At 37.3% G+C, this 22,419-nt stretch carries 24 protein-coding genes and 2 pseudogenes; 1 reads left to right on the top strand and 25 read right to left on the bottom strand.

The features are described from left to right. Nucleotides 1-200: 200 nt before the first annotated feature. The 4 genes and pseudogenes from AC1DOK_RS23535 to AC1DOK_RS23520 all read right to left on the bottom strand — a co-directional run. A complete protein-coding gene (locus AC1DOK_RS23535; RefSeq protein ID WP_477556725.1) occupies nucleotides 201-323 on the bottom strand; it encodes a hypothetical protein in 123 nt (40 codons plus the stop codon). 590 nt (nucleotides 324-913) lie between these two features. After that, nucleotides 914-1,114 (bottom strand): hypothetical protein, encoded by a 201-nt coding sequence (locus AC1DOK_RS23530; protein WP_477556724.1) that lies wholly within the window; start codon nucleotides 1,112-1,114, stop codon nucleotides 914-916. Nucleotides 1,115-1,182: 68 nt separating this feature from the next. After that, nucleotides 1,183-2,691, bottom strand: a complete 1,509-nt coding sequence (locus AC1DOK_RS23525; protein ID WP_477556723.1) for a thiol-activated cytolysin family protein — start codon at nucleotides 2,689-2,691, stop codon at nucleotides 1,183-1,185. A gap of 236 nt (nucleotides 2,692-2,927) precedes the next feature. Next, nucleotides 2,928-3,126, bottom strand: a pseudogene (locus tag AC1DOK_RS23520) (winged helix-turn-helix domain-containing protein); the annotation flags it as partial. A gap of 293 nt (nucleotides 3,127-3,419) precedes the next feature. Here AC1DOK_RS23520 and AC1DOK_RS23515 point away from each other — a divergent pair. After that, the gene (locus tag AC1DOK_RS23515) at nucleotides 3,420-3,761 is read left to right on the top strand and encodes a nitrous oxide-stimulated promoter family protein (protein ID WP_477556722.1); all 342 of its coding nucleotides are present in this window, start codon (nucleotides 3,420-3,422) and stop codon (nucleotides 3,759-3,761) included. Nucleotides 3,762-3,902: 141 nt separating this feature from the next. Here the strand turns inward: AC1DOK_RS23515 and AC1DOK_RS23510 are convergent, their stop codons facing one another. The 21 genes and pseudogenes from AC1DOK_RS23510 to AC1DOK_RS23410 all read right to left on the bottom strand — a co-directional run. Then, nucleotides 3,903-4,343 carry a DUF5071 domain-containing protein gene (locus AC1DOK_RS23510; RefSeq protein WP_477556721.1) on the bottom strand — a complete coding sequence of 147 codons (441 nt, stop codon included), beginning with the start codon at nucleotides 4,341-4,343 and terminating at the stop codon, nucleotides 3,903-3,905. Nucleotides 4,344-4,512: 169 nt separating this feature from the next. Next, entirely contained in the window at nucleotides 4,513-5,238 is a 726-nt protein-coding gene (locus tag AC1DOK_RS23505) for a GNAT family N-acetyltransferase (RefSeq protein WP_477556720.1), read from the bottom strand. A gap of 125 nt (nucleotides 5,239-5,363) precedes the next feature. Continuing rightward, on the bottom strand, nucleotides 5,364-5,966 hold the full coding sequence (locus AC1DOK_RS23500) for a class I SAM-dependent methyltransferase (protein WP_477556719.1): 603 nt from the start codon (nucleotides 5,964-5,966) through the stop codon (nucleotides 5,364-5,366). 281 nt (nucleotides 5,967-6,247) lie between these two features. Beyond that, on the bottom strand, nucleotides 6,248-6,670 hold the full coding sequence (locus AC1DOK_RS23495) for a VOC family protein (protein ID WP_477556718.1): 423 nt from the start codon (nucleotides 6,668-6,670) through the stop codon (nucleotides 6,248-6,250). A gap of 316 nt (nucleotides 6,671-6,986) precedes the next feature. After that, nucleotides 6,987-7,403 (bottom strand): SMI1/KNR4 family protein, encoded by a 417-nt coding sequence (locus tag AC1DOK_RS23490; protein WP_477556717.1) that lies wholly within the window; start codon nucleotides 7,401-7,403, stop codon nucleotides 6,987-6,989. Between the two features lie 246 nt (nucleotides 7,404-7,649). Further along, nucleotides 7,650-8,222 carry a GNAT family N-acetyltransferase gene (locus tag AC1DOK_RS23485; protein WP_477556716.1) on the bottom strand — a complete coding sequence of 191 codons (573 nt, stop codon included), beginning with the start codon at nucleotides 8,220-8,222 and terminating at the stop codon, nucleotides 7,650-7,652. 240 nt (nucleotides 8,223-8,462) lie between these two features. Further along, nucleotides 8,463-8,792 carry a VOC family protein gene (locus tag AC1DOK_RS23480; RefSeq protein ID WP_477556715.1) on the bottom strand — a complete coding sequence of 110 codons (330 nt, stop codon included), beginning with the start codon at nucleotides 8,790-8,792 and terminating at the stop codon, nucleotides 8,463-8,465. Nucleotides 8,793-9,471: 679 nt separating this feature from the next. Then, nucleotides 9,472-10,371: a carbon-nitrogen hydrolase family protein gene (locus tag AC1DOK_RS23475; RefSeq protein WP_477556714.1), complete on the bottom strand. Its 900-nt coding sequence runs from the start codon at nucleotides 10,369-10,371 to the stop codon at nucleotides 9,472-9,474. Between the two features lie 459 nt (nucleotides 10,372-10,830). After that, entirely contained in the window at nucleotides 10,831-11,310 is a 480-nt protein-coding gene (locus tag AC1DOK_RS23470; RefSeq protein WP_477556713.1) for a DinB family protein, read from the bottom strand. Nucleotides 11,311-11,514: 204 nt separating this feature from the next. Further along, nucleotides 11,515-12,039 (bottom strand): GNAT family N-acetyltransferase, encoded by a 525-nt coding sequence (locus AC1DOK_RS23465; RefSeq protein ID WP_477556712.1) that lies wholly within the window; start codon nucleotides 12,037-12,039, stop codon nucleotides 11,515-11,517. A 247-nt stretch (nucleotides 12,040-12,286) separates the two neighbouring features. Beyond that, nucleotides 12,287-13,069, bottom strand: a complete 783-nt coding sequence (locus tag AC1DOK_RS23460; RefSeq protein ID WP_477556711.1) for a hypothetical protein — start codon at nucleotides 13,067-13,069, stop codon at nucleotides 12,287-12,289. Nucleotides 13,070-13,265: 196 nt separating this feature from the next. Beyond that, nucleotides 13,266-13,493: a hypothetical protein gene (locus AC1DOK_RS23455; protein ID WP_477556710.1), complete on the bottom strand. Its 228-nt coding sequence runs from the start codon at nucleotides 13,491-13,493 to the stop codon at nucleotides 13,266-13,268. A 39-nt stretch (nucleotides 13,494-13,532) separates the two neighbouring features. After that, entirely contained in the window at nucleotides 13,533-13,976 is a 444-nt protein-coding gene (locus tag AC1DOK_RS23450) for a hypothetical protein (protein ID WP_477556709.1), read from the bottom strand. A 187-nt stretch (nucleotides 13,977-14,163) separates the two neighbouring features. Next, nucleotides 14,164-15,084, bottom strand: a complete 921-nt coding sequence (locus AC1DOK_RS23445; protein WP_477556708.1) for a hypothetical protein — start codon at nucleotides 15,082-15,084, stop codon at nucleotides 14,164-14,166. Between the two features lie 201 nt (nucleotides 15,085-15,285). Then, nucleotides 15,286-16,563 (bottom strand): group II intron reverse transcriptase/maturase, encoded by a 1,278-nt coding sequence (gene ltrA / locus AC1DOK_RS23440; RefSeq protein WP_477556707.1) that lies wholly within the window; start codon nucleotides 16,561-16,563, stop codon nucleotides 15,286-15,288. A gap of 645 nt (nucleotides 16,564-17,208) precedes the next feature. Beyond that, entirely contained in the window at nucleotides 17,209-17,847 is a 639-nt protein-coding gene (locus AC1DOK_RS23435) for a histidine phosphatase family protein (protein ID WP_477556706.1), read from the bottom strand. Nucleotides 17,848-18,138: 291 nt separating this feature from the next. Beyond that, nucleotides 18,139-19,020 carry a PIN domain-containing protein gene (locus AC1DOK_RS23430; RefSeq protein WP_477556705.1) on the bottom strand — a complete coding sequence of 294 codons (882 nt, stop codon included), beginning with the start codon at nucleotides 19,018-19,020 and terminating at the stop codon, nucleotides 18,139-18,141. Nucleotides 19,021-19,242: 222 nt separating this feature from the next. Continuing rightward, nucleotides 19,243-20,097 (bottom strand): HNH endonuclease, encoded by an 855-nt coding sequence (locus AC1DOK_RS23425; protein WP_477556704.1) that lies wholly within the window; start codon nucleotides 20,095-20,097, stop codon nucleotides 19,243-19,245. A gap of 222 nt (nucleotides 20,098-20,319) precedes the next feature. Beyond that, nucleotides 20,320-20,946, bottom strand: a complete 627-nt coding sequence (locus tag AC1DOK_RS23420; protein ID WP_477556703.1) for a hypothetical protein — start codon at nucleotides 20,944-20,946, stop codon at nucleotides 20,320-20,322. A gap of 243 nt (nucleotides 20,947-21,189) precedes the next feature. After that, entirely contained in the window at nucleotides 21,190-21,918 is a 729-nt protein-coding gene (locus AC1DOK_RS23415; protein WP_477556702.1) for a hypothetical protein, read from the bottom strand. Between the two features lie 238 nt (nucleotides 21,919-22,156). After that, nucleotides 22,157-22,419, bottom strand: a pseudogene (locus AC1DOK_RS23410) (hypothetical protein); the annotation flags it as partial.

The following is a 22,419-nucleotide window of genomic DNA, read 5'->3' as shown; positions in this document are numbered from 1 at the left end:
TGTTCTTACCAAGACCAGACTCAAACTCTTTAATATTTGCTTCAATTTTGTAACCTACAACATGAAAAAGGGGTAATGTTATTACTTTAGCTTCCATAAAATCTCCTTCATTCAAAATGTTTATTGCAGTAATTGCATATAACGTTTTCGTATTCACGACGCCGAGAGGCTTAAGGCAGCTTTGCTGCCAGGTCGAAGACTTAGCCTCGCAGGATGTGTCCGCCTGAATCTACTTCTTTGCTACTGAAATAGCCCCATTTTGAATCCACTTCTTCTACTTCTGGTGGACCAAGGATCACTTGTGATCCGATGCGTGAATACATTGTTATTTGCTGTTACCACTTCTTTGAGTTACTTTCAAAATGTATTTAAAAATAAGCACTTCGTTTATCTTTTTGTTTTTTAAATTAATCTTGTGAATGTATTTACCTGTTTTAAATTAGTTTATTTTGCTTGTACTTGAGTTCAAAGTGTATCTAGGAGACTCCACATTATCAACGTACTAAAAACTCTTCAAAACACTTAAGCAAACTAATATATTCCTGTATTTTATTTCGACATTATCTTTCAATTTCCTTTATAAATAGCAAGAAACGTATCAAAGTCACTCTATCAATCAGAGCTATCCTAGATACGTATTCAACATAATATTAATTTTGTTTTTGCTCTTTCTTACGTCTTTTTCTTTCTTGATTATACTACCACCAAGTTTTGGTAATTGCAGATAACGTTCCTGTATTCACGAACCCGAGAACCTTAAGGCGACGAAGTCGCTGACCGCGACTACGGTTAGGTTAGCAGGGTTGTCGCCTGAATCCGCTTCTCCGAAATGCCTCTGGCGGACCGAAGGCCGTATGGTCCGAAGCGTGAATACGTTATTAGGAGGAGTAATTGCCCTTTTTCGAGTAAACTCTCAACTGAATTTTTGTCCCATTCTCTGTATAAATATCTCTTGAATCTTGTTTGCTGTTTCTTGAACAAAGTCATCCACTTCTGCTTCGCTCATGTTTACAGGTTCATGATCTTCGGGTATCGTGCTAGTGCGCCTTTTTTGATTCTCTTCTGTGCTATTTTTATCTTGTTCTGGTGGGGTACGATTACCAAAGAAGATCAACCCTAAAACTAAAGGGGCTGTCCCTCGGCCATTTTCATGGCTTTTGAGACGGCCCCTTTCCTAAATGATCATTGACTAATTGAAGCAGTCGGGTATAACGTCGTTCCACCAATCGAAACTTTGATATTGCTGGATAATGGAACGTTCGTTTCATTAATCACTGTTCTCCACCAATCCCACGCAAGACCTGTACATTCTTTGGCGTGAATTTTGATGTTCTTGGAATTCGGTGGAAGTGGAATCTCTGTCGAGAAATGCGCTGTTTTATCTCGACCATTTCCTTCCCACGTTTTATGCATAATGATTTCTTGTCCATTCGCATCAAATGTAAATTCATCCCAAGATACGTTAAACTGAGCCACGTATGCACCGCTGTGATCAAGCGTTATTTTACCTTTAGTATATTCTGTCGTTTTAGTCTCAATATATTCCGTATTGTTGTGAACAGCAGCAATGGAATTATCTTTCAAAAAGACACTCGTATATGAAATTGGGTAAGCTGGATTTTTACTGCTAAATTGTGCATTGTCCTTAATTACATTTTGGATAACACTAAAGTCTTTCGAGACGACCTGGTTATGTGTTTGTGCATCGCCGCCTAATACAACAGCAGTAAATGAACTTTCATCATAAATATCTTTGTACTGTCCACTACCACTAGTTTGTATGTTAGGATTATTGAGCAATGCTTTAAATGCCGTTTGTACATCACTGCTCTTCGAGGTTGTCTCCAATTTCACGTAAATGGTTCTGCCATAAGCTACGTTGGATACCATCAGTGGCGGAGCCTCATTACTTACCCCTTTACGGGCTAATTCAGCAAACGTCACACTGTTGTCAAAAAGGTCCGATGGATTGTTAGGAAGAGCCGCACTTACGGTATAAAAGATTTGCTTATAAGCAGCGACCATCACTTTTTTCTCACCGCTGGCTACCGCGTTAAAGTCGATTCCAAGCGTATTATTAAGTACTTGAGCGTTCACATTAAGCGCGCTAGCAATTTGATTTTTGCTGTAAACCATCGATTCTGCATACTGTAATCTTGCAGGCAGGGTATGCGTGTCCGAATACTTCTCAACCCAAGTCGACACGAGCTGATCAACGGCACCAGAAACACTGCTGAAGTTTGGATTTTGAACCGTAATTGTATTTTCACTCTTCAACCCAGGTAGATCAATACTAATATCTAATGGTTTTCTCGCGGCCATAACCAGGCTAGGCTGATTATTCGCAAAATCTTCATTTGCAAGCTGTATTGCACCTGGATACGTGCGATTCGTGATCGAATCAATAATGGAAATATCTACGGGTGAGGTTGCGAGTGATTTTTTATCCCGTTCAACCACAATAAATTTACCATTGGACTGGTTGCCTTCTTTGGGAACAAAACTACTGATTTGATCGCCATTGACGGCCAAAACTTCATGACGATTATAATTTAGGCCTGCGATCCCATTATCAATATCATTTGGCAGGTATGCCTCAGCGAATGAAATACTGGAAAAAGTGAAGACGCTTACACTAACTAATAGACTTACTAACCATTTCGCTCTTTTAAAACGTTTTTGGGTTTTCATACATATTCCCCTCCTATTTTGTAAAGCAGTAGGATCCTACAATATATATATCGGTTTTTTTGTCGAAAAGTTGATGTATTTGTCGAAAAATAATATTACGAGGGCTACATTACAGTTCGCTCTAGCTTCACAATCTTTTACCAGCAACACAAAAGAGGCTGTCCCCTAAGCTAGTACTGGGAACAACCTCTCTTATTTTCGTATTCAGATTATTGTTGTATACTCATTTTTTTATTTTAAAAGAGTTTATATCCTACAACTCGGATCGAGTCGATTCTGAACGGACTGCTGGTTCATCTCTAATTTCTTGCGCAGCGAGCTGACATGCACATCCACCGTGCGCTAGCCGCCGATATAATCGAAGCCCCAGACGACATTCATCAGATCATCCCTTGTAATCACCATGCCAGGACGTTGTACAAGATAGAGAAGGACTGCGGTTAGTCGGTGCGGATGTGTCCGCTTGATTTTACTTCTCTGCAGCTGAGTTACTTCAAATCCGAATATGCTTCGTTACTTCTGGCGGACCGAGGAGGGGAGAATGCCCCGACGATGCGTGAACATATTGTTATAAGATGTATCCGCCTTCTTGGCATACATTAACAGGACCTATGATAAAATGCCTTAAAGATGTAAAGAGACATACTATTTTTCTTCGATGATTAGATGATATTGTTAATGTATAATGCATTTTTAATTTTTATCACATTGAAAAGAGGTCTTCATACATGACAACAGAAGCAAAACGGCAGTTGAATGATGGTCCTAAAATTCGAAGAGAAAAAGATATTGTTTCAAAAATGATTCGTATATATTGTAAGAAAAAACATCATCATAAAGAGTTCTGCGAGGAATGTCAGGACTTAAATTATTATGCTAAGAAAAGACTATCCCTCTGCCAATTTGGTGAAGAGAAAACGGCTTGTGCAAAGTGCCCTATCCATTGTTACAAACCGGATTACCGTCAAAGAATTAAGGAAATTATGCGTTTTTCAGGTCCGTGGATGCTACTATATCATCCAATTGAGTCCATTAGGCATATCCCAATACCAAGTAAGTTAAGAAAATAAACCTTTAAATAAATACCGGATTCCCTTTCCTACATATGGTTCATCCTCAAATCTAGAAATAACATGTCTTAGATTAAATACTGTTTCCTTATGGCTTCTAGGAACTATGATTCCAGCTCCTTCAATTTCCTGATCCTTCAATTATTCAATTGATCTTAAAATCATTTGAGCTGTTTCATTAACTTCCTCAAGCACTTCTCCCCTAGTTGGGTTGCTTGATATTCTTATTAGATCAGGCTTAAAATTTGTAATCAGTTCATCTGGCAATGCTTTAACAAAATATCTTAAGCACCATTCTTTCCAAATATCATCATTAGAAGTTAAGACTGATTTGACGTGAGGTATTGTCTCTTTTGGGTATTGAAGTAATAGCTTTGCAACATCCATTGCGATGGGCCAGTTAATATCTTGCAGCCATTCTAGAAGTTGAGGAATTAATAATATAATTTTTGATTTATCTAATTTCTCTAATTCGGTTACTCTCTCAAAATCATGTTTATCTCTTGGTAAATATCTCTTTAAGTCTTCCATAAAGACCCCCGCGATAGATATATAGTTTAATTTTTTTAGTGTTGCAATCATTTCTGATAACGTTCTGGTATTCACGAAATGCCCCAGCCTTGTATAGCTCTTATCTTAGGCTGGGGCGTTTGTTGTCTGAGCTCCTTCCATGATTATACCTCTGACAACCAAGGGGCAGTAGCCCCGATGCGTGAATATGGTGTTATGCGATTCCAACCACTTCTTTGAACTACCTATCTATATCCTTGTCTTCCATTTGTTCAAATTCTTCTTTAGTCATTCCAAAGAGAATTTCATTTTGATATTTGCCGTTGGTATAAACAACTTGTCGACGAATTCCTTCTTGAATACATCCTAGTTTTTTCATCATCTTCTCTGAGGCGTCATTTCCTTCAAGAATAGAGACATTAAACTTATTAAGTCTCCTTTCGAAATATGCGTATCTTAATAGAATTCTCATGGCTCTAGTACCATAACCATTACCCCGGTGATCCCGATTTATCTGTATACCAATACTAAAAGTTCCATTTCTTTCGTCAATGCTATTAAGATTAATTCCTCCTACGTTTTCGCATTCAAAATTCTCGATAGTAAACATTATCCTGCGCTGGTTAGTCGAAAAATCTGCAAATTCTTCAGCAAAACTTTTAGCTTCAACCATTGTAGGGGGTAATTCTACTTCATAATCAAGTAACCTTCGTGCGGATGTATCAAAACGATTGCTATAGTGCTCTTCCCAGTCCTCAGGTTGTATTGCACGCAATCTGATTACCCCATCTTGCCAGAAATAATTATTGAAGATAATATCTTTCATGGAAATTCCTCCAGTAATGTATGTGTTTAAATGTTTCTTGTTGGTTTCGCATAACGTTCTTGCATTCCCGACGCCGAAAGGCTTAAGGTTAACACGTTCAATCCGAGCGAAGCGATCAACCCAACCGGGTGGCTCCGCCACTTAGCCTTGCAGGTGTGTCGCCTGAATCCGCTTCTTCGAAATTCCTTTGGCGACCAAGGGCCGTAAGGCCCGCATCGGGAATGTGTTGTTATACGACGTGGGCATCTTCTTTGAGATACTTACATTTACTTCTTGCCTTCAATAATTGTCGCATATTTACTTTCAGTTTCCTGAATCAATTGAATTTGAAAACCTGTTGATTGAAAAAGACGTACATATTCATCTAATTCAATGGGATAAAGCTTTATCTTCCTACTGCCATAGTCAAACCACTCATCGTCTTTACTAACCGATAAAACAAACGATCCGTTATTCTTAAGCGAATTGTAAATATTTCTTAGTGCTTTCTCTTTATCCTCTATGTGTAAAAATGTCAATACACTATACGCTAAATCAAAGGTACTGGGGCGAATAAAATCATTAACATCTGCCATTTCAAGCTCAATGTTTGAAAACGCACTTAGATTAGACCTAGCTCTATCTAAAGTCTTTGGTGAGATATCAATTCCAACAAGAAACTGACAACCTGCATTTAAAACCGATTTCGCTACTCTACCTGTTCCAACTCCAACATCTAATACCAATTTATTTTCAGCCTTTAATGCATCGAAAAAAATGTGACCATCCCATCTGTTCATATAAGCTTGTAATAATGGAGGATCTTGTAATGGATCATTATCCTCATCAATGAGCAATTCATAATGTTCGAAAGTACTAACAATCTTCATGAATATACTTTCACCCTTTTTTTTAGTGTTTTTATGTCTTTATGCCCATGTCCTATAACGTTACCGCATCCACGACGTCCCAGCGTCTTAAGGTCGAAGGACAGGCTGCCGCTTACGGCAGTTAGGCGGTGGGATGTATCCGGTGAATCACTTCCCCGAAATGCCTCTTCCGGACCAAGGATCGGCTTGCCGATCCGCAGCGTTGAATGCGATGTTATAGGAAGTACTTGTCTTCTCCGTGATACTTACACTGTCATTTTTATGCCTTTCATTTACTATGTCTATTTCATTCGTTTCATAATAAGATGGTCTTCTTTCAACTGTAACAGATCCCATAGGTTCCCATAAAGATCTTTAAATACTGCAACTATTCCATATGACTGTTCTTTGGGTTTTCTTACAAATTCAATTCCTTTAGAAATCATATCATTATAATCTCTCCAAAAATCATCTGTGTTTAGAAATAAAAAAACTCTCCCGCCAGACTGATTGCCTATAAATGCTTCTTGCTCTGGTTTCGATGCTCTTGCAAGTAATATTGTTGTGCCTACTGAGCCAGGAGGAGAAATTACTACCCACCGCTTATCTTGTTCAGGCTGGTAAGTATCTTCAACTAATGTAAAATGGAGCTTCTTTGTATAAAAATCTATGGCCTCATCATAATCCTTAATAACAAGGGCGATATGGACTATTGATTGAATCATTATCTCTTCTCCTCTGATTCATTGTTTCTAATTATGTATTCAATTCTTCTAAGAGTCACATTCATACTTAAATAGATCTTTTTATTTTTATCCGTATTTCTATGATTTTCAAGTATTTCCTATAACGTTGTTGTATTCACGAATTCTCACTGGCTTAAGGGGCGTAAGCCCCGGGTCCGACGGACTTAGCCAGTGAGGGTTGTCTGCTGATTACGCTTCCTCGAAAAGCCTCTGCAGACCAAAGGTCGTTAGACCCGCCGCGTGAATATGGTGTTATAGGAAGTGACTGCTTCTCTGAGAAACCCACAAGTTGTCCCTAATCCGTTTTTAATAAATGATTTATCATCTCTTCAATGTCATTATATATTGGTGTTATTTCAAGGGTTTCGTGATTATACAAATATATTGTTTCTTCCATCTTGCCTTCATGATTGTACTTATATCCTAATAAGTCTCCGGTACCATCCTCAGCAATATAAATCATTCTATTTTCATTTTTGCTTGAGTCTAGTACTTTGTTGTTTCTTAATACATCATCAAAAGTCTTTGCTATCCTCATACTATCTTTAATTGGATATAGAACCCATTCTTCTATTTCCGCGTTATTAACTAATTTAATAAGTTCTCTATATTTATATGGAAATCTTGCACCTATAAGTTTTTCTGTATTTTCTATGTCCTTTTCTTCAACACCAGGTTTTCTGGTGTTGATTAATTTACGAGCTTCCTTCACTAATTTGACCTCCAATAGTGTTTTATATAGCTCTTCAGCCATTTCCTATAACGTTGTTGTATCTACGAACCCGAGAGGCTTATGGCGCATCGCGCCGAGTCCAACGGACTTAGCCTCGCAGGGTTGTTCGCTGAGCCCACTTCTATGTCTATCTCATCTTGCGAACCAAGGGCAAAGCCCACAGCATAGATACAGTGTTAGACGATGGTCGGGACTTCTTCGAGTCTACTCGAACACTATCTTTAATCAATTTATCTTTCTTTTCATAAATATTGCCACTTCACCATCTAAAACGTCATTATTAGTGTAGTAAGATAAATCAATTCCTTCAATTTCAAATCCACATTTTCTGTAGAACCTTATAGCAGTTACATTCGTGTTTTGCGTTTCCAAATTTATTGCTCTTATACTGTTTTTCTCTGCAAGGCACACTAATTTATTCATCAGTTGTTTACCAATATACATTCTTCTATAGTCTTCTGCCACATGGAAATGCCAAATCAATATTGTGTTATTCCAATTTAACTCCTCAGCTATTACTACCCCAACCAATTGAGTACCTATGTATGCTCCTAATGAATATCCCATGGGAGCGATCTTGCTGTAACGTTCAATATCGTCATCACTATTTATATATTCTTTATGAAATGTGCTCTCAAGTTCATCTAATACTATGTCTATCATTGTTCTTTCTTCAGTTTCGATTTTGGTCACTCTGTACTTTGATTTTGTTGAATATCCAAATTCCCCAAGTTCATTCTGTTCTTCAAATGTGTATTTCTTTATCGGTTTTATGTATATTGCTTCTATTGAAATCACCCTCTACATAGATTTGTTTCCGACTTTCGTCTAACGTTTGGTATTCATGAACCCGAGAGGCTTAAGGAGCTTCAGCTCCGGGTCGCTAGACTTAGCCTCGCAGGGGTGTCTGCCTGAATCGACTTCCTCGAAATACCTCTAGTAGACTGAGGACGTCAGTCCAAAACATGAATACTGTGTTATCGGATGTTCGGGCCCTCTTCGAAATTGCTATCACTCGTCCTTAATGTTTCCATTCATTCACTGTTTCTTACCAACCGCAATCCATCTTCTATCTATATCTTCAAAAACAAATTCCTTATTGTTGTAATCTGTCGTTGATAGAGATCGTACAATCTTAACTCCTAATTCACTAAAGCCTTTCTCCATTTCCTCTTGGTTATCTGTAATTAAATATGCATCATATCCATATCCATGAATTTCTCGATTAGGTACTATATATTCTTGATTTGATTTTGTTAAAACTATCTCTATTCGATCCCTATATAGACAAATATGCGGTTCCACAGAATCAAGATAACTTACTGCTCTGAAGCCAATGAGTTCATAGAATTCTGCTGTCTTATTCATATCAGAGCTTGGAAAAATTTGAAGACAGTTAGTAACCATATATTTTTCACCCTTTTTTATAATTTAATAAACTATTCAAATCAGAGTCATCTAGAATAAAGAATAGCTCTATATAAGATTTTGCTATTACTTTGCCTGAATTTCCGATAACGTCTTCCGTGTTCCTGACGCCGAGAGGCTTAAGGCAGCTTGCTGCCGGGTGTCTCTGCCACTTAGCCTCGTAGATGTGTACGCCTGTTTCTGCTTCTTTGCTACTGATATTACTCCGTTGTGGATTCGCTTCTTCCTACTTCTGGCGGACAGAGGATCGCTTGCGATCCGATGCAGGAACACAGTGTTATGCGATTTCTTCTACTTCTTTGCGATTTCTTTATATATATTAATATATTGCACACTTATCTAGGTCCCGTCTAATATTTAAATCACACCGTAACTAGATCTCGACTAATCTCGTCTTTCCCATCCACTTCTTTGCTGAAGATTTCACATAACGTTCCCGTGTTCATGACGTTCCACCGACTTAAGCGAACGAAGTGTGCGGCCGCGATGCTGTTAGTCGGTGCGGATGTGTCGCCAGGATCAGCTTCTCCGACTTATCTCCTGGCGACCGAGGGTCGGCGACATCCGTCCCGATGCGTGAACACATTGTTATCCGATGACCTCGACCTCTACGAATATGCTAGAGTTTTAATCGAATAAAAGGATCCTCCACTTTATCATTTAATAATTCTTGATATGCTTCTACTTTTCTAAATGTATTTCCCATCATATCTTTTTTTCGATAATTTCTTAATTCCTCTAAATCAAATTTAGCTAGATAGAGACCTTCTGTCACATTATCCGCTAACATAATTGTATTGCTTACCGATTTCCCATTCGTATCCCAAACGATTGGGCTGAATGCACATGAACATCCAGCATCTTCGCCAGGTGGGTTGGCCATTACAATACCAACCATATTTTCATATGCTCTTGTCGAAAGAGCTTGCAATCGATGTTTCATGCATCCGCAATCGTTGGGAACCAATATAATTTCAGCACCTTTTAACATCAATACTCTTGCACTTTCTGGGTATTCCCTGTCGTAACAAATCATGATACCAATTTTTACACCATCAAAATCGCATACTTTAAATTCTGTTCCGCTCTCCAATATACGTTCAGCAGCAAAATCACAAGTATGGACTTTACTATACTTTAATAATATTTTTCCGTTCCGATCAATGACAAACGCCGAATTTTGTGGGCGTGTTATTCCTTTTGTTAAACTTGTTACAACAATACCAATCGATAATTCTTTTGCAATATCTTGAAAAGATTTTAACCAGGGACTGTTTTCGTCTATTGCTGCATCATACCAAGCTTTAAAATCCGGATGATTTTCTATCTCGTGTGACGGCAACTTCGTTTCCACAATATTGGGAAAGGTATATGCAGTTATCCAGCATTCAGGGAATAAAACCATATCTGCTCCACGATCTTTCGCTTCTTTAACATACTTCAATCCAATTTTTGTGTTTAGCTCTGGATCAGGAGTACTACAATTATATTGAACAGTAGCAACAGTAAAAGTTTTCATTCATCTTCACCTTTCAAGAGTTTATATTAATGCTATAAATTGATTTTCAAGCCATTCGAGGTTTTCGGATAACGTTTTGTATTCACGAACCCGAGAACCTTAAGTGAGTGCAGCGAACGGGTCGCCAGACTTAGGCTCGCAGTGGTTGTCCGGCTGATTCTGCTTCCTCGAATAATTCATCAGGCGGACTAAGGGCGGCGAAAGCCGGTCCAATGCGTGAATACGATGTTGGGTGAAGTTAATACCTTCATCGAATTACTAAAAAAATGCCTTGGATATTTAATTCGCCTTCAATATTATTTAGTTCATTTTCTTTTGATTCACATATGAAGAACTTTTATCTGAAACATTGTTTTAATTCTAGCCCGAATATTCGAGTTAGTTATAACCAAACTTAGGATAGTAAGAAAGATGCGCTATCAACATAACAGTGTGATCCAAACGTATTGCGGGACCTAATTAATTTCGTCCTGCTTCTCTGCTCAGTTGTCTCTTTAAAGCCTGAATCGCGCCTATATGCAGTCCTTCATGAAAAATGGTTCTGATAAGTACCTGCTCAATTGTGTGCATCCCCATTTCTGTCGGAGCAAACTCCTCCTCCATACGATCCTGATACTTCTCCTGAATGATACGCGTCTGCTGTTGCAAAATCGGAATGAGCTGGGAAAACGTCGGTGTTTCATCAGTAAACCGGGAAGGGCTGGTACCATAACCAAACCATTCAATAAATGTCATAGGGATAGGCATTTTTTCTTTTGTAAGTGCCCGGATCCATAAGTATTGATCTACACAAATATGACCCAGATTCCACCGGACATTATTATTGAATCCTTTAGGTAAAATCTCGGCCTCCACCTCAGATATCCCTGCAACCATTGCCATTAGCTCGTCCCGGTATGTATTCAAATGCCCAAACAAAACTTCATGCCTTCTTTCCATACAGGCACCTCTCTTTTTAGTTTGTTAATTTCCTTCTCTGACTTGATTGTAAACATCTTTGTTTTCGGTTCGAATAATAATTGTCTTGAATGAACTGCTATTTATTTTTTAGGTTTTTTAACAGCATTAATTTCACCTAACGTTCCTGTGTTCACGAACCCGAGAGGCTTAAGGCCCGCCAAGGCCGGGTGGCTCCGCCAATTATTATATATTCAATTCCATATGTATATCTTCTGGTTCAAGATTAAACAAATCTTCTTCCAATTCGGAAGTTAGTTTACATCCGATCCTTCTATAAAAGTCTACTGTGTTTTTTATGGGGGCAGCAGAAACATATATTTGTTTAGCACCCCAATCTGTTGCCTTTTCCTTAACTAACTCCACTAGTTGTCTTCCTATTCCTCGTCCCCTGTAATCTTTACTAACATGAAGTAATGCTAATTGAACCCTGTTCATAGTTGTTCCTCTAAACTTATTACTAAGCGAGGCTATACCAACAAGTTTGTTATCATTTATTGCTCCAAATATTATGCCTCTATGATCATAAAGATTATATAGTCCCGATTTAAGTTCAAGCAATTTGCTCTGTGAAAAACCTTCGATCTCGCAATAATATTCAACAAGCTCTAAACTCCCATTAACAAAACGATAATTAAATTCAACTAATTCTGATCGGTCTATTTCTACTAGTTTTTCAATCTCTTCTCTTGATAATTCCCTATATATCAATGTTTTGGCTCCTTATTACTTATTTATTAATTTAAACTTTAGTAAAGATGATTTTTGAATTTGTACTGCATTTTCAGCAATATCGTATAACGTTCTTGCATTCACGACGTCCCACCAGCTAAAGGGCTGAAGGCCCGGCTGAGCTTGAGCAGTTAGCCGGTGCGGATGTGTCCGCCTAACCCCACTTCCCTGCTTCTTACTCCGGGCGGATCGAGCAGCCGGAAGGCTGCGATGCGTGAATACTATGTTATGTGATATCATCGACCTCTTGATTTATTTTCGCATTCTTTAATCTCTGAAGAAATATTTCTTCTTTGGTCGCAAATCTCCGAGATACAGTATTCTTCTCCAGCGCACGATTCCAAAATTCAATATTTGTTTGTAAATCCAATAAGTCATACTCAATTAATCTATCTGAAAAAATGGTAATTAGTTCAGCTAACATTGCATAATACATTGATATCGATTGTACTGGAACTAATAAATCCCCCGGATTTTTACCCTCATAAACCATTCTTTCTCCTTTGCCCAATGTATATGAGTATGCTAAGGACCTATAAGTTCTATGATTTAGTTTTGAGAGATGCCTATAAAAGTTATTGTAGGCGTCTGCAAGTTGTTTATTGTGTGTTTTCTCTACATATTCCCTAAAAATTCTATTTGGAATAACTTTGTTATCATACCAATCATCTAAATGCTTTTGTTTCTTTTCATCATCACTTGAAAAATAGGATGCCAAATCCATTGTTTCTACAACATCTCTAAATAATCTACTCGCCAATCTATGTTCTTTATTATCAATCAGCTTAAGGCAATCTCTAAGTGAATCTACTGCATCAATTGACAACATCCATATTGCCTTTTCTGATGATCTATCATCTCGTGTAAATTCAAATGGTAAATTCAACAATAAATCAAATATTAATTCTAGCAACTTTTTTGCTTCTCTTGAAAATTGATTCTGTGCTTCATATTCATAGGGGTTTTCGTAAGCTTCTTGTATATCCCTCCACCAGACAAAACTTGACATTATAGCTTCACCTCTTTTCGATGATTTCACATAACGTTTCTGTATTCACGACGTCCCACCGACTTAAGGCTCCGTCAGGAGCCGGCCGCGGTGCGGTTGTGTCCGCTGAATTTGCTCACCTGCCAATTGCATCTCGTGGACCGAGGATCCGCCAGGCTCCGATGCGTGAATATAATGTTATCTGATGCCGAAACATCTAGGAACTACCTTCAGAATTTTTACTTGGAAGTTCTTCAATATGAGTATGTAGTTGTTCAATTCTTCTAGGAAGCACATATAAATATTCTATTATATAGTCAAGCATATCAACAGCAAATCTTGAGAGTCTATCGTCTGGTTCTCTCTCCAAATCAAAATGTGCTCCAAGATTTCCTCCTACTCTAATTGCATGAGCAAGAGTTAATAGAGGTTGTTGGAGCTCCACATGACTTGATAACACTTCCAACTGCTTATAAAGAGGTTTTCATTGTTCGGTCTCAGGCAACAGAGATTTGGTGATTCCTTCAAGCAATCGCCTGCACAAAACAACTGTTGCTGACCACTCACCAAGATTATAGACATTTACTGCAGATTTATAAGCCCTTAACATACTCTCTGAAAATTTCTCTGTAATTTCAATACCTTCAACTATTTCCCTATCTTCAAGTGCTACCGGAGATATGTATAAATCACCCGTATACTTTTCATCTTCACATTCTTTCAATTCAACTAAGTAGAACCTAGATATTTGCCCACAGCCAGAGCAACGTGAAGTAGTATACATCACGGTCTTATTATATGGATACCATTCTAAATTGAAATTAACTAATCTTGAACAATAACCGCACTTCTTATCAACAGATTTAGGTACTATAAAATCTTCACTATGCTTATATTCTACTATTTGTTTTTCATCTATTAATTGCATCTTAAACACTTCCTCAAAATTTATTCGGTTTCAGATAACGTTTTGTATTCACGAACCCTCACTGGCTTAAGGGCGCTTGCGCCCGAGGTCCGATGAACTTAGCCAGTGCAGGGTTGTCTGCTAATTCTACTTCTCTGTAATTGCTTCTTGCAGACCAGGGGAGTTATCCCCTTGCGTGAATATTGTGTTAGCAGGAGTCATCTACTTCATCGAGATCGATTTCTATATAGTCATAGTAAGTTTTCATTATTTTTACTGAAAAGAAGTTAATGATATTCTCAATTAAATCAATATATGAGTCTACTTTGTTATTGTCTATTAACACTTTCATATTTTCTGATAAATTTAATTCATGTGCTAACTCTTCTCCAATGTTTTTAATTGCTTTTTTATTAAGACAACTTTTATTGTGAATAATACAGTTTCTTTCTTCGTTAAAAATTCTTATATCGGTTTTCCATTTAAATTCACTAGTTGCATTCAGATGTTTTAGGAGATACTTTATTTTATTTACAACTCCGGAGAGGTTCTTATCACTCAGCATCGCAGAATCAATAAAAAATTCTTTTATATCAGTATCATTTTCAAATTCTAATAGTTGTTTATAATTTACTTTAATATTGACTTCACTAAGGAAATCATCTAGGTACATGCCTAAAGACTTTATTAATTCCGCAAGGTATTCGTCCAATATTGTATATGTATTTACAAAACACATTTTATTATGGATATAAAGTTGCTTCATAAATTCATTTGCTATCATTGTTTCTATAAATGAATCCCTATATCCCAAGCTTTTCTCTAGTTCTATTATTTTAGTTAACCATGAATACTTATCAATAAGATCCCCTATTTTATTACGTAGTATATAATCCAAATCCTCTAATGAAGCATTGCTTAATACGATGTCTATAATTTCTTTTTGGATAGGGATTAAATCATTAAAATTTATCGTTCCAAATGTAGTGTTTCTAGAAAAGTTGACTCGATAAAATCTTAAAAGATTAATATCCGCAAGGAATTTCTCTTTTACTTTTATAACTTCATAGTCAACTCCCCAATCGTAAAAATCCCTACCTTTAAAAAAATTTCCTTCATAATTACTCATTTTTTCTCCTAGTTTCAGATGATTTCGGCGTCACGGTAGAGACGCCGGTTACCCAACGCCCCCCGCACAGATCCCGGCGTGCGGAACTACCGCACCGGGCTCTTCAGGAATACTCACTTCCGTACTTTCAGCCTTAGAATTCAAATTGAAGTTGCACGTGTTGGGATTCTACAATTTTAGGTTTCTCGACTCCATACCTCTTTAGACAGGATGTGTATGTGTCAAGATTAAAGCTTCGTCGCTGACTTCTTCGATTAGCCACTTGTATAAGATTTTGAGTGCCTGCTTGTAAAAGTGATTTATGCTCGCGTAGTTACCAATTATTCCATAGTAGTTGTAGTAGCCTCTTAGCTTGGCATTTAGCTTTGGAAGTATCCGTCTTAACCGTTTGTTCCGATTTTCTTTACACCATTCTTTGAATGCTACGATGGATTTCTGCAGTTTGCTTCTGGACGTTCTCCTCTTAATTAGGTCCTTCCCCTTTCGGGAAACTCCCCAGCGAAACTCGAAACCTAGGAACTCAAATTTGGTGTTCTCTTCTTTTCTAAACCGAGAAAAACTGATAATATTCGTTTTCTCAGCTGACAGTTCAAGTCCGAATTTTCCTAGCCTTTGACCTACTGCTCGATAAAATCGCTCCGCATCTCTTTTGTATTGGAACGCGCACAAGAAGTCGTCTGCGTACCTACAGAAGTAGACTTTTCCTTCGTAGTGCTTTTTCACAACATGCTCGATCCATGAATCCAAGGCATAATGCAAATAGACGTTCGCTAACACTGGACTTATGATGCCTCCCTGTGGACAGCCCGTAACCGGATGCTTTACTTTTCCCTCCGTGTCCATAATTCCGGCTTTCAGCCATTTTTGTATCAGTCTCAGAAGCGCTCTGTCTGCTATTCGGATCTCAAGCATCTTGATCAGCCATTCATGATCGATATTGTCAAAGAATCCACGAATGTCCGCCTCTACGATGTAACTGTACTTCCCAAATTGCAGTTCGCTCGTTATAGCTTGAATTGCTTTCTGCGCTCCGGTGTTTGGGCGGTAACCATATCTGTGTGGACTAAATTCCGGCTCGTAGATCGCTTCCAGCATTCCAGTTGCTGCTCTCTGTATAACTTTATCTGATACTGCTGGTATGCCTAGCGCTCGCTTCTTTCCATTCCCTTTGTCAATGTATACCCTACGTACTAACTTTGCTCGGTAGGTCTTGTTTTTCAACTGTTGTTCTGCTGTCCTAAGGTTTTGATCAAGGTGCATTTCATAATCTGTAGCAGTAACCTGGTCAATTCCTGCAGCCGCTTTCTTCTTCAATTCATAGAAAGCTGTTTTAAGTCCTTCAGCATTTAACAGTCGATATAAATTTCCGAACCGATGCTTTTTGTTCTCTTTTGCCTTCTTTGATATTCCTTGCAGGGTGGTTTGCCTACGTTGTTCCGATCCGACATGTCCGGTGCAGGTTTCCTTTGCAAGCTGCATATTCCTGTTCATCCCTTCCCCATGTAGCCGGCTTTCCCGTCCTCGGAGTATTATGGATGAATCCGAATCCCTTATGTGCCTTCGGTCTTCCTCTTTTTTTGATTGTCCGACCTACCGTTTGTTTTTGTAACGGAGCCATAAAGTGCCTTCCAAGTTCCCGGTTTTTCTCTCTATACATGCCACGTTCTAGGACCCCGGCAGATCCTCTGAAGCCTTACCGATACCGGCTTCTTTGCATGGACTTCCGTGACGTTAAACACGTCGTCATCTGCTCTTTGTCTGTTTTAGACTACAAGTGACGAGGCTCAATGTGCTTCAGGAGGTACGTCTCCCTATGGCCTGCATAGTTCTCTGTGTACACTTCACCTAGCAGTTTCCTGTGTCGGCGCAACACTCGATAGGAGTGGTGGGTTAGACCTTACTCCACAGGGACTTTCACCCTGCCAGAATAGCCGAGCATTCTTGGCGTACTAACGTTCCTGTATTCACGAACCCTCACGACCTTAAGGGGCGTTGCCCCAGCCGCCATGCGGTCAAGTGATGCAGGGTTGGCTTGCTGAATCCCCTTCCCCGAAATCCCTCTGCCAGACCAAAGCTGTAGGCTGCAGCGTTAATGTGTGGTTATGCAAAGGCCCTACCTCCTGATTAACTTACAAAAGGCTCTTCTTTATAATGTCTTGTATCTCCATACAAAATAATATCTGATTTATTCATTACTAATTCAATCTTACATAAACTCGCTGGATGTATATACGGAGGGTTCCAAATATCCTTCATATGTCGATCTTCAAAATACGCCATAATCAATTTAACTACAACCGCATGAGTTACGATCAATATTGATTTACCTTGGTTTATACTAATAATTTGATGTAATTTATTAATCGCCCTTTTGGAAACATCCTGAAAGGTCTCGCTACTTTGTACATTAAACTTCTCTGGATCATGCCAGAAATAATGAAATTGTTCCGGATATAACTCCTTAACTTCTTCTTGAGATTTACCTTCCCAGATTCCTAAATTTATTTCTCTCAAATCATTACTTTCAATTATATCGATTCCCTTTAAATCTCTTATTAATTCGGCTGTTCTTCGGGCTCTAAGACTTGAACTTGAATAAATAATATCTATCTGCTCATCCTGGATTGATTCACCTAACCATTGAGCTTGTTTAATCCCTAATTCTGTTAATGGAGAATCTTGGTGTCCTTGTAATTTATGCTCGACATTCCATTTTGTCTGTCCATGTCTAACTAAGTAAATTGTGGTGGTTTTATTATTCATCATTGAAGCCTCTCTCAGATATATTCATTAGTCTTTATATAATTTCAGGTTTATATGATCTCCGGACTTTCGCATAACGTATTCCGTATTCACGACACCGAGAGGCTTAAGGCAGCATAGCTGCCGGGTCAAAGACTTAGCATCACAGGATGTGTACGCCTGAATGTGCATCTTTGTACTGAAATTACTCCGTTATCTATTCACTTCCCCCTACTTCCGGCAGGCCGAGGATCGCTTGCGATCCGATGCGATAATACATTGTTATGTAAAGTATGACACTTCTCGATTTAGCTACAGATCATCATCTTGCATATAATAGAGATTCGGCTTACCACAATGATGACATTGTCGTTGTAATTGAGATATTGTACCACCGCAATATACACAAGCCATCCCATATATTCCATATCTTTCAATGTCAATCATCGCATTTTGAATTTCTCCAACTTGTTCTTTAATTGATTTTGTTCTTTCCTCAAGTTGTTTAGTTTCTATTTCAACAATCCGAGTAGATGGCATGCTCCCAATCAAACTTAATGCTGTAGTAATTCTATCTGTTATCTGAATTAAATGTTTTCCAGTTTTATTGAAAAATTCTGTTCTTAACAAATCATTATTACGAGTGTAAGTTTTATCACGTGAAACGATTACTATATCACATTCACACTTAGAAATGAGAGACTCCCAAATCACTTCATCTCCTATGCTAGTTTTGTCTCTGCTTGTAGGTGGATTTCCAAGGAGTTTTCTCTTCTTTGCTTTAATTATGTCATCATCTGTTATGTTGATAATTTGAACACCAGAAGTTTGATATAATTCACTAATTTTATTACTTACAGGATCTTTGTGTGCATCATTTATCATTTCTTCAATTACCATAATTAGATTTTTTGCTTTCTCCGAGATTGATCCTTTGAGTTCTTGAATTTTATTATATTCGGGCATTGTATTTAAAATGGAAGACGAATAAATATTAATCTTTATAGAATTCCTAAAGTTGCTTTTGAGATTTTCAAGTTCCGTTATTCGGTTCCTCATAAACTCATTAAACACTTGTTCTGAGAAAATGAAGTTGTCCTTATTATTTTTTACTTCGTCAAGAATTTGGAGAGCGTCATTATTAGAGCGATAAAAATCTAAATATGTATTTGTATCAATTAAAAATTTCGTCATCTTTATTCTCCCTTGTCATATTTCACATAACGTACCCGCATTCATGACGCCCGACTCCCTTAGTTAGCTCTTATCTTAGGGAGACGAGTGTGTCCGCCTGCCCCAACTTCTTTGAAGTCCATATGGCCGACCGAGGGACGGCGAATGCCAGCCTGATGCGTGAATCTAATGTTATACGAAGTCATTAGCATCATCAAAAGACTAATGAATGTAAAAAAGTATTCACCAATAGAACTGATATAGTATCGTAGGTTTTATATTCTTTGTTGATTTCTTTAAGTTACACTTTGAACATAATAATTGATAGTTTGTTGGATCATTTGTCCCTCCATTTTCTAATGCAATTATATGATCAAAATGCATTCCTTTATCTGGAGTAATAGTTACAATTCCAGTCAAATCTTTTGAACAAACCTGGCATCTTCCATTTCCTCTAAAAAATATGCCTTTTTGAAGCCATTTTGGTACTTTAACCCGTTTAATATCAATCAATTTACTTTCAATTATGAATTTAGAAATAACTTTATTGAAATGATATAAAAATAACTTGTCATTAAACAGAAGGTAGAAAATATCATCGACAATTTTATTACTTTCTCTGCTTTCATTGTGTAAATCTATGATTTCACTAATTACTTCTTGTATTTTTTTATTGTACCTATTCCTATTAACATAAAATTGATGTACCAATTTAACCAATATACTTCGGTAATTATTAATAGCAGGGATATACATTTCCAAAGGTTCAATAAAATACTGTAATATGGTTAATTCGATTTCTTCATGACTCCAATTATAAAAATCATCCAAGAACCAATATTCATGTTTTCTTAAATTCATAACTAATAAATCACTGATAAAATCGTGTAGAATTGAATGTTTATTAGGTTTATGTAATTTTACTTCATTTCGTTGTATCAACTCAGTGAAGTATTGTTCATGATCCTCATTAAATAACCATAAATATGGATTAAACTTATCTTCAATATTCTCACTAATAATAATCTCACTTGCTATAGATGCTACTTGGTAGGCGTATTTCAATTTTAAGGGTCTGTATGATACATCTATACTCATAAATTCAAAGTCCTTTCAGTTTCAATGATTTCGCATAAAGTCTCTCGTATTAACGACGCCCGACTCCCTTAGATAGCTCTTATCTTAGGGAGTCAGGTGTGTCCGCCTGTTCCTACTCCCCCGAAATCCATCTGGCGGACCGAGGGACGACAAATGCCGGCCCGATACGTAAATGCAGTGTTATCCGATGCATCCGACTTCCTAGGATTACCGGCAAAACTCTTAAAGAGACTTAGATAACAAAAGTAATGAATTTAATTTCTTACTATGACATTCAGAATAAATATATCCGCTTCCACAAAAACAAGGATAGACAAGTTGCCCTCCCTGACGAACATATTGTTGTATTTGAAAATTCATTTTATAAAGTTCGTCATAAACTCCTTGTTCCTGTTGACTAAAATGAATTTCATAACTGAGTGCACGTTCCCCTTTATTCATTATTCTGAATAAAGCTTTTTGAATATCTATAAAGTCGTTAACTAATAAATTATTGGTACAATTAATTCGAATATTCTCTACCTGGGCGCCATTATAATTGATCTTATCATCTTGAACAAATAATATACGATCAATTGAAATACTCTTTGGAGTTATATCAACTAGATCTCCGTTACTAGATCTCCATACAGCGTGAAATTCAGCCTCACATATTAAATCACTCTTCCATATCTGCCATCCATATACTATACCCCCGCCGTCTTTGGAAATTTTCTTTTCAACGTTTGGAAAACATTCGTTTATTAAGGCATACGGTTCGGCAGTTACCGATAAATATATAGGTTGAAATTTTGAGTTTATTTTTCTTAATAATTTTTGTACCTTTTCATCATGTAAATCAGGCGTCATTTTATTCATCATCCCTTTAAAATTATTTATTTATATGACTTTCGGATGTTTCGGATAACGTATGTGTATTCACGAACCCTCACTGGTTTAAGTGAGCGGAGCGAACGGGTCCGACAGACTTAGCCTGTGCAGGTTTGTCTGCTGAATCTTCTTCCTCGTAATTGCTTCTTACAGACCAGGGGCGTTAGCCCCGTGCGTGAATATGGTGTTATCGGATGTCATATCTTCATTGAATTACTTAAATTACTTCTTGTACTTTTTATTTTGCATTTCAAAAGATATTTGTGGAATAGCAAAATCTTCAGTGAATGGTCTTGGTGTTTCAATATTTACCGAAATTACCTGTATGCTCTGACCTACAATTTTTGAATAGTCCTTTTTCATTTGTTGAAAAATTTTACTATATCCTTTATACATTTGATTAGTTTCATCATATAGGCTAAGAAGCCATTCTTTTTGATATTCCCGATACATATAGATTTCAATAGGATTGGGATTTTCAACTATACTTTTTTTATTGTCGACTAAGTTATATTGATCTGCTGCCTCGAATTGTGCATAGATTAACGATTCAGGAATGTGTGAATTCCAATTACGACTATTATTTAGTTGCGTTAAAATATCTTTAACTTCTTCATTTAATTCTGATAATCCATATTCATCTTTCTTTCTATCTATTAATTTTCTAAATTTTTTATAGGACGCTGATGAATTTGATTCATCTGCTAATAAATTTAAAAGTTCAATGTTTAACTTACCAATCTTATCTGAAAAATCATTGTAAATATAACCATCAAATGATAAAACGTCTTCATCTCTTAGCCTTAAACTGTCAATCTTTTCATTCAATTTTTTTATGTAATATTTAAAGCTCTGAATTTGTTTATGTGTTGCAATAATTAAAAACCTAAGATATATAATAAAATCTGATTTTTTCTCTAACTTATAAACTTTGTAATTAGTACTAGTCATTTGAATTCCCCTTCTTTCAGACGATTTCCGATAACGTTTGTGTATTCACGAATCCGAGAGGGTTAAGGTCCGCCAGGACCGGGTGGCTCCGCCACTTAGCCTCGCAGGGTTGTCTGCCTGATTCCACTTCTCAGAAAAGCCTCGGGCAGACCAAAGATAGGCCTGCCTATCCTTAGCGTGAATATAATGTTAGATGATGTTACCGACCTCTTCGAAATGCTGTAAAAGTTATTGTTATTTAGCTTCCATTATTACAAAGTATACATCCATGGCATGACAAGTAGATATTATGTTTCACGCATTTTGGGTAGCCGACAGGTATTGTTGGATTATCATCATCCACTTCCACCTCTGACCATTCTAAGTAGCTATTCATATTAATACTAGCTATATCAAAGACATTAATCATTAACTTAAACTGCTCTAAACATCCAATAATCCAATCTTGGCGTGGTTCATAACTTAATCGTTCCCAACCTAAGCCATCTATTGCGCCGCAAG

It is taken from the genome of Paenibacillus sp. P5_B5, from assembly GCF_056400365.1.
Note: the sequence above shows the minus strand (reverse complement) of the source record. Positions and strands in the feature narration are given on the sequence as shown.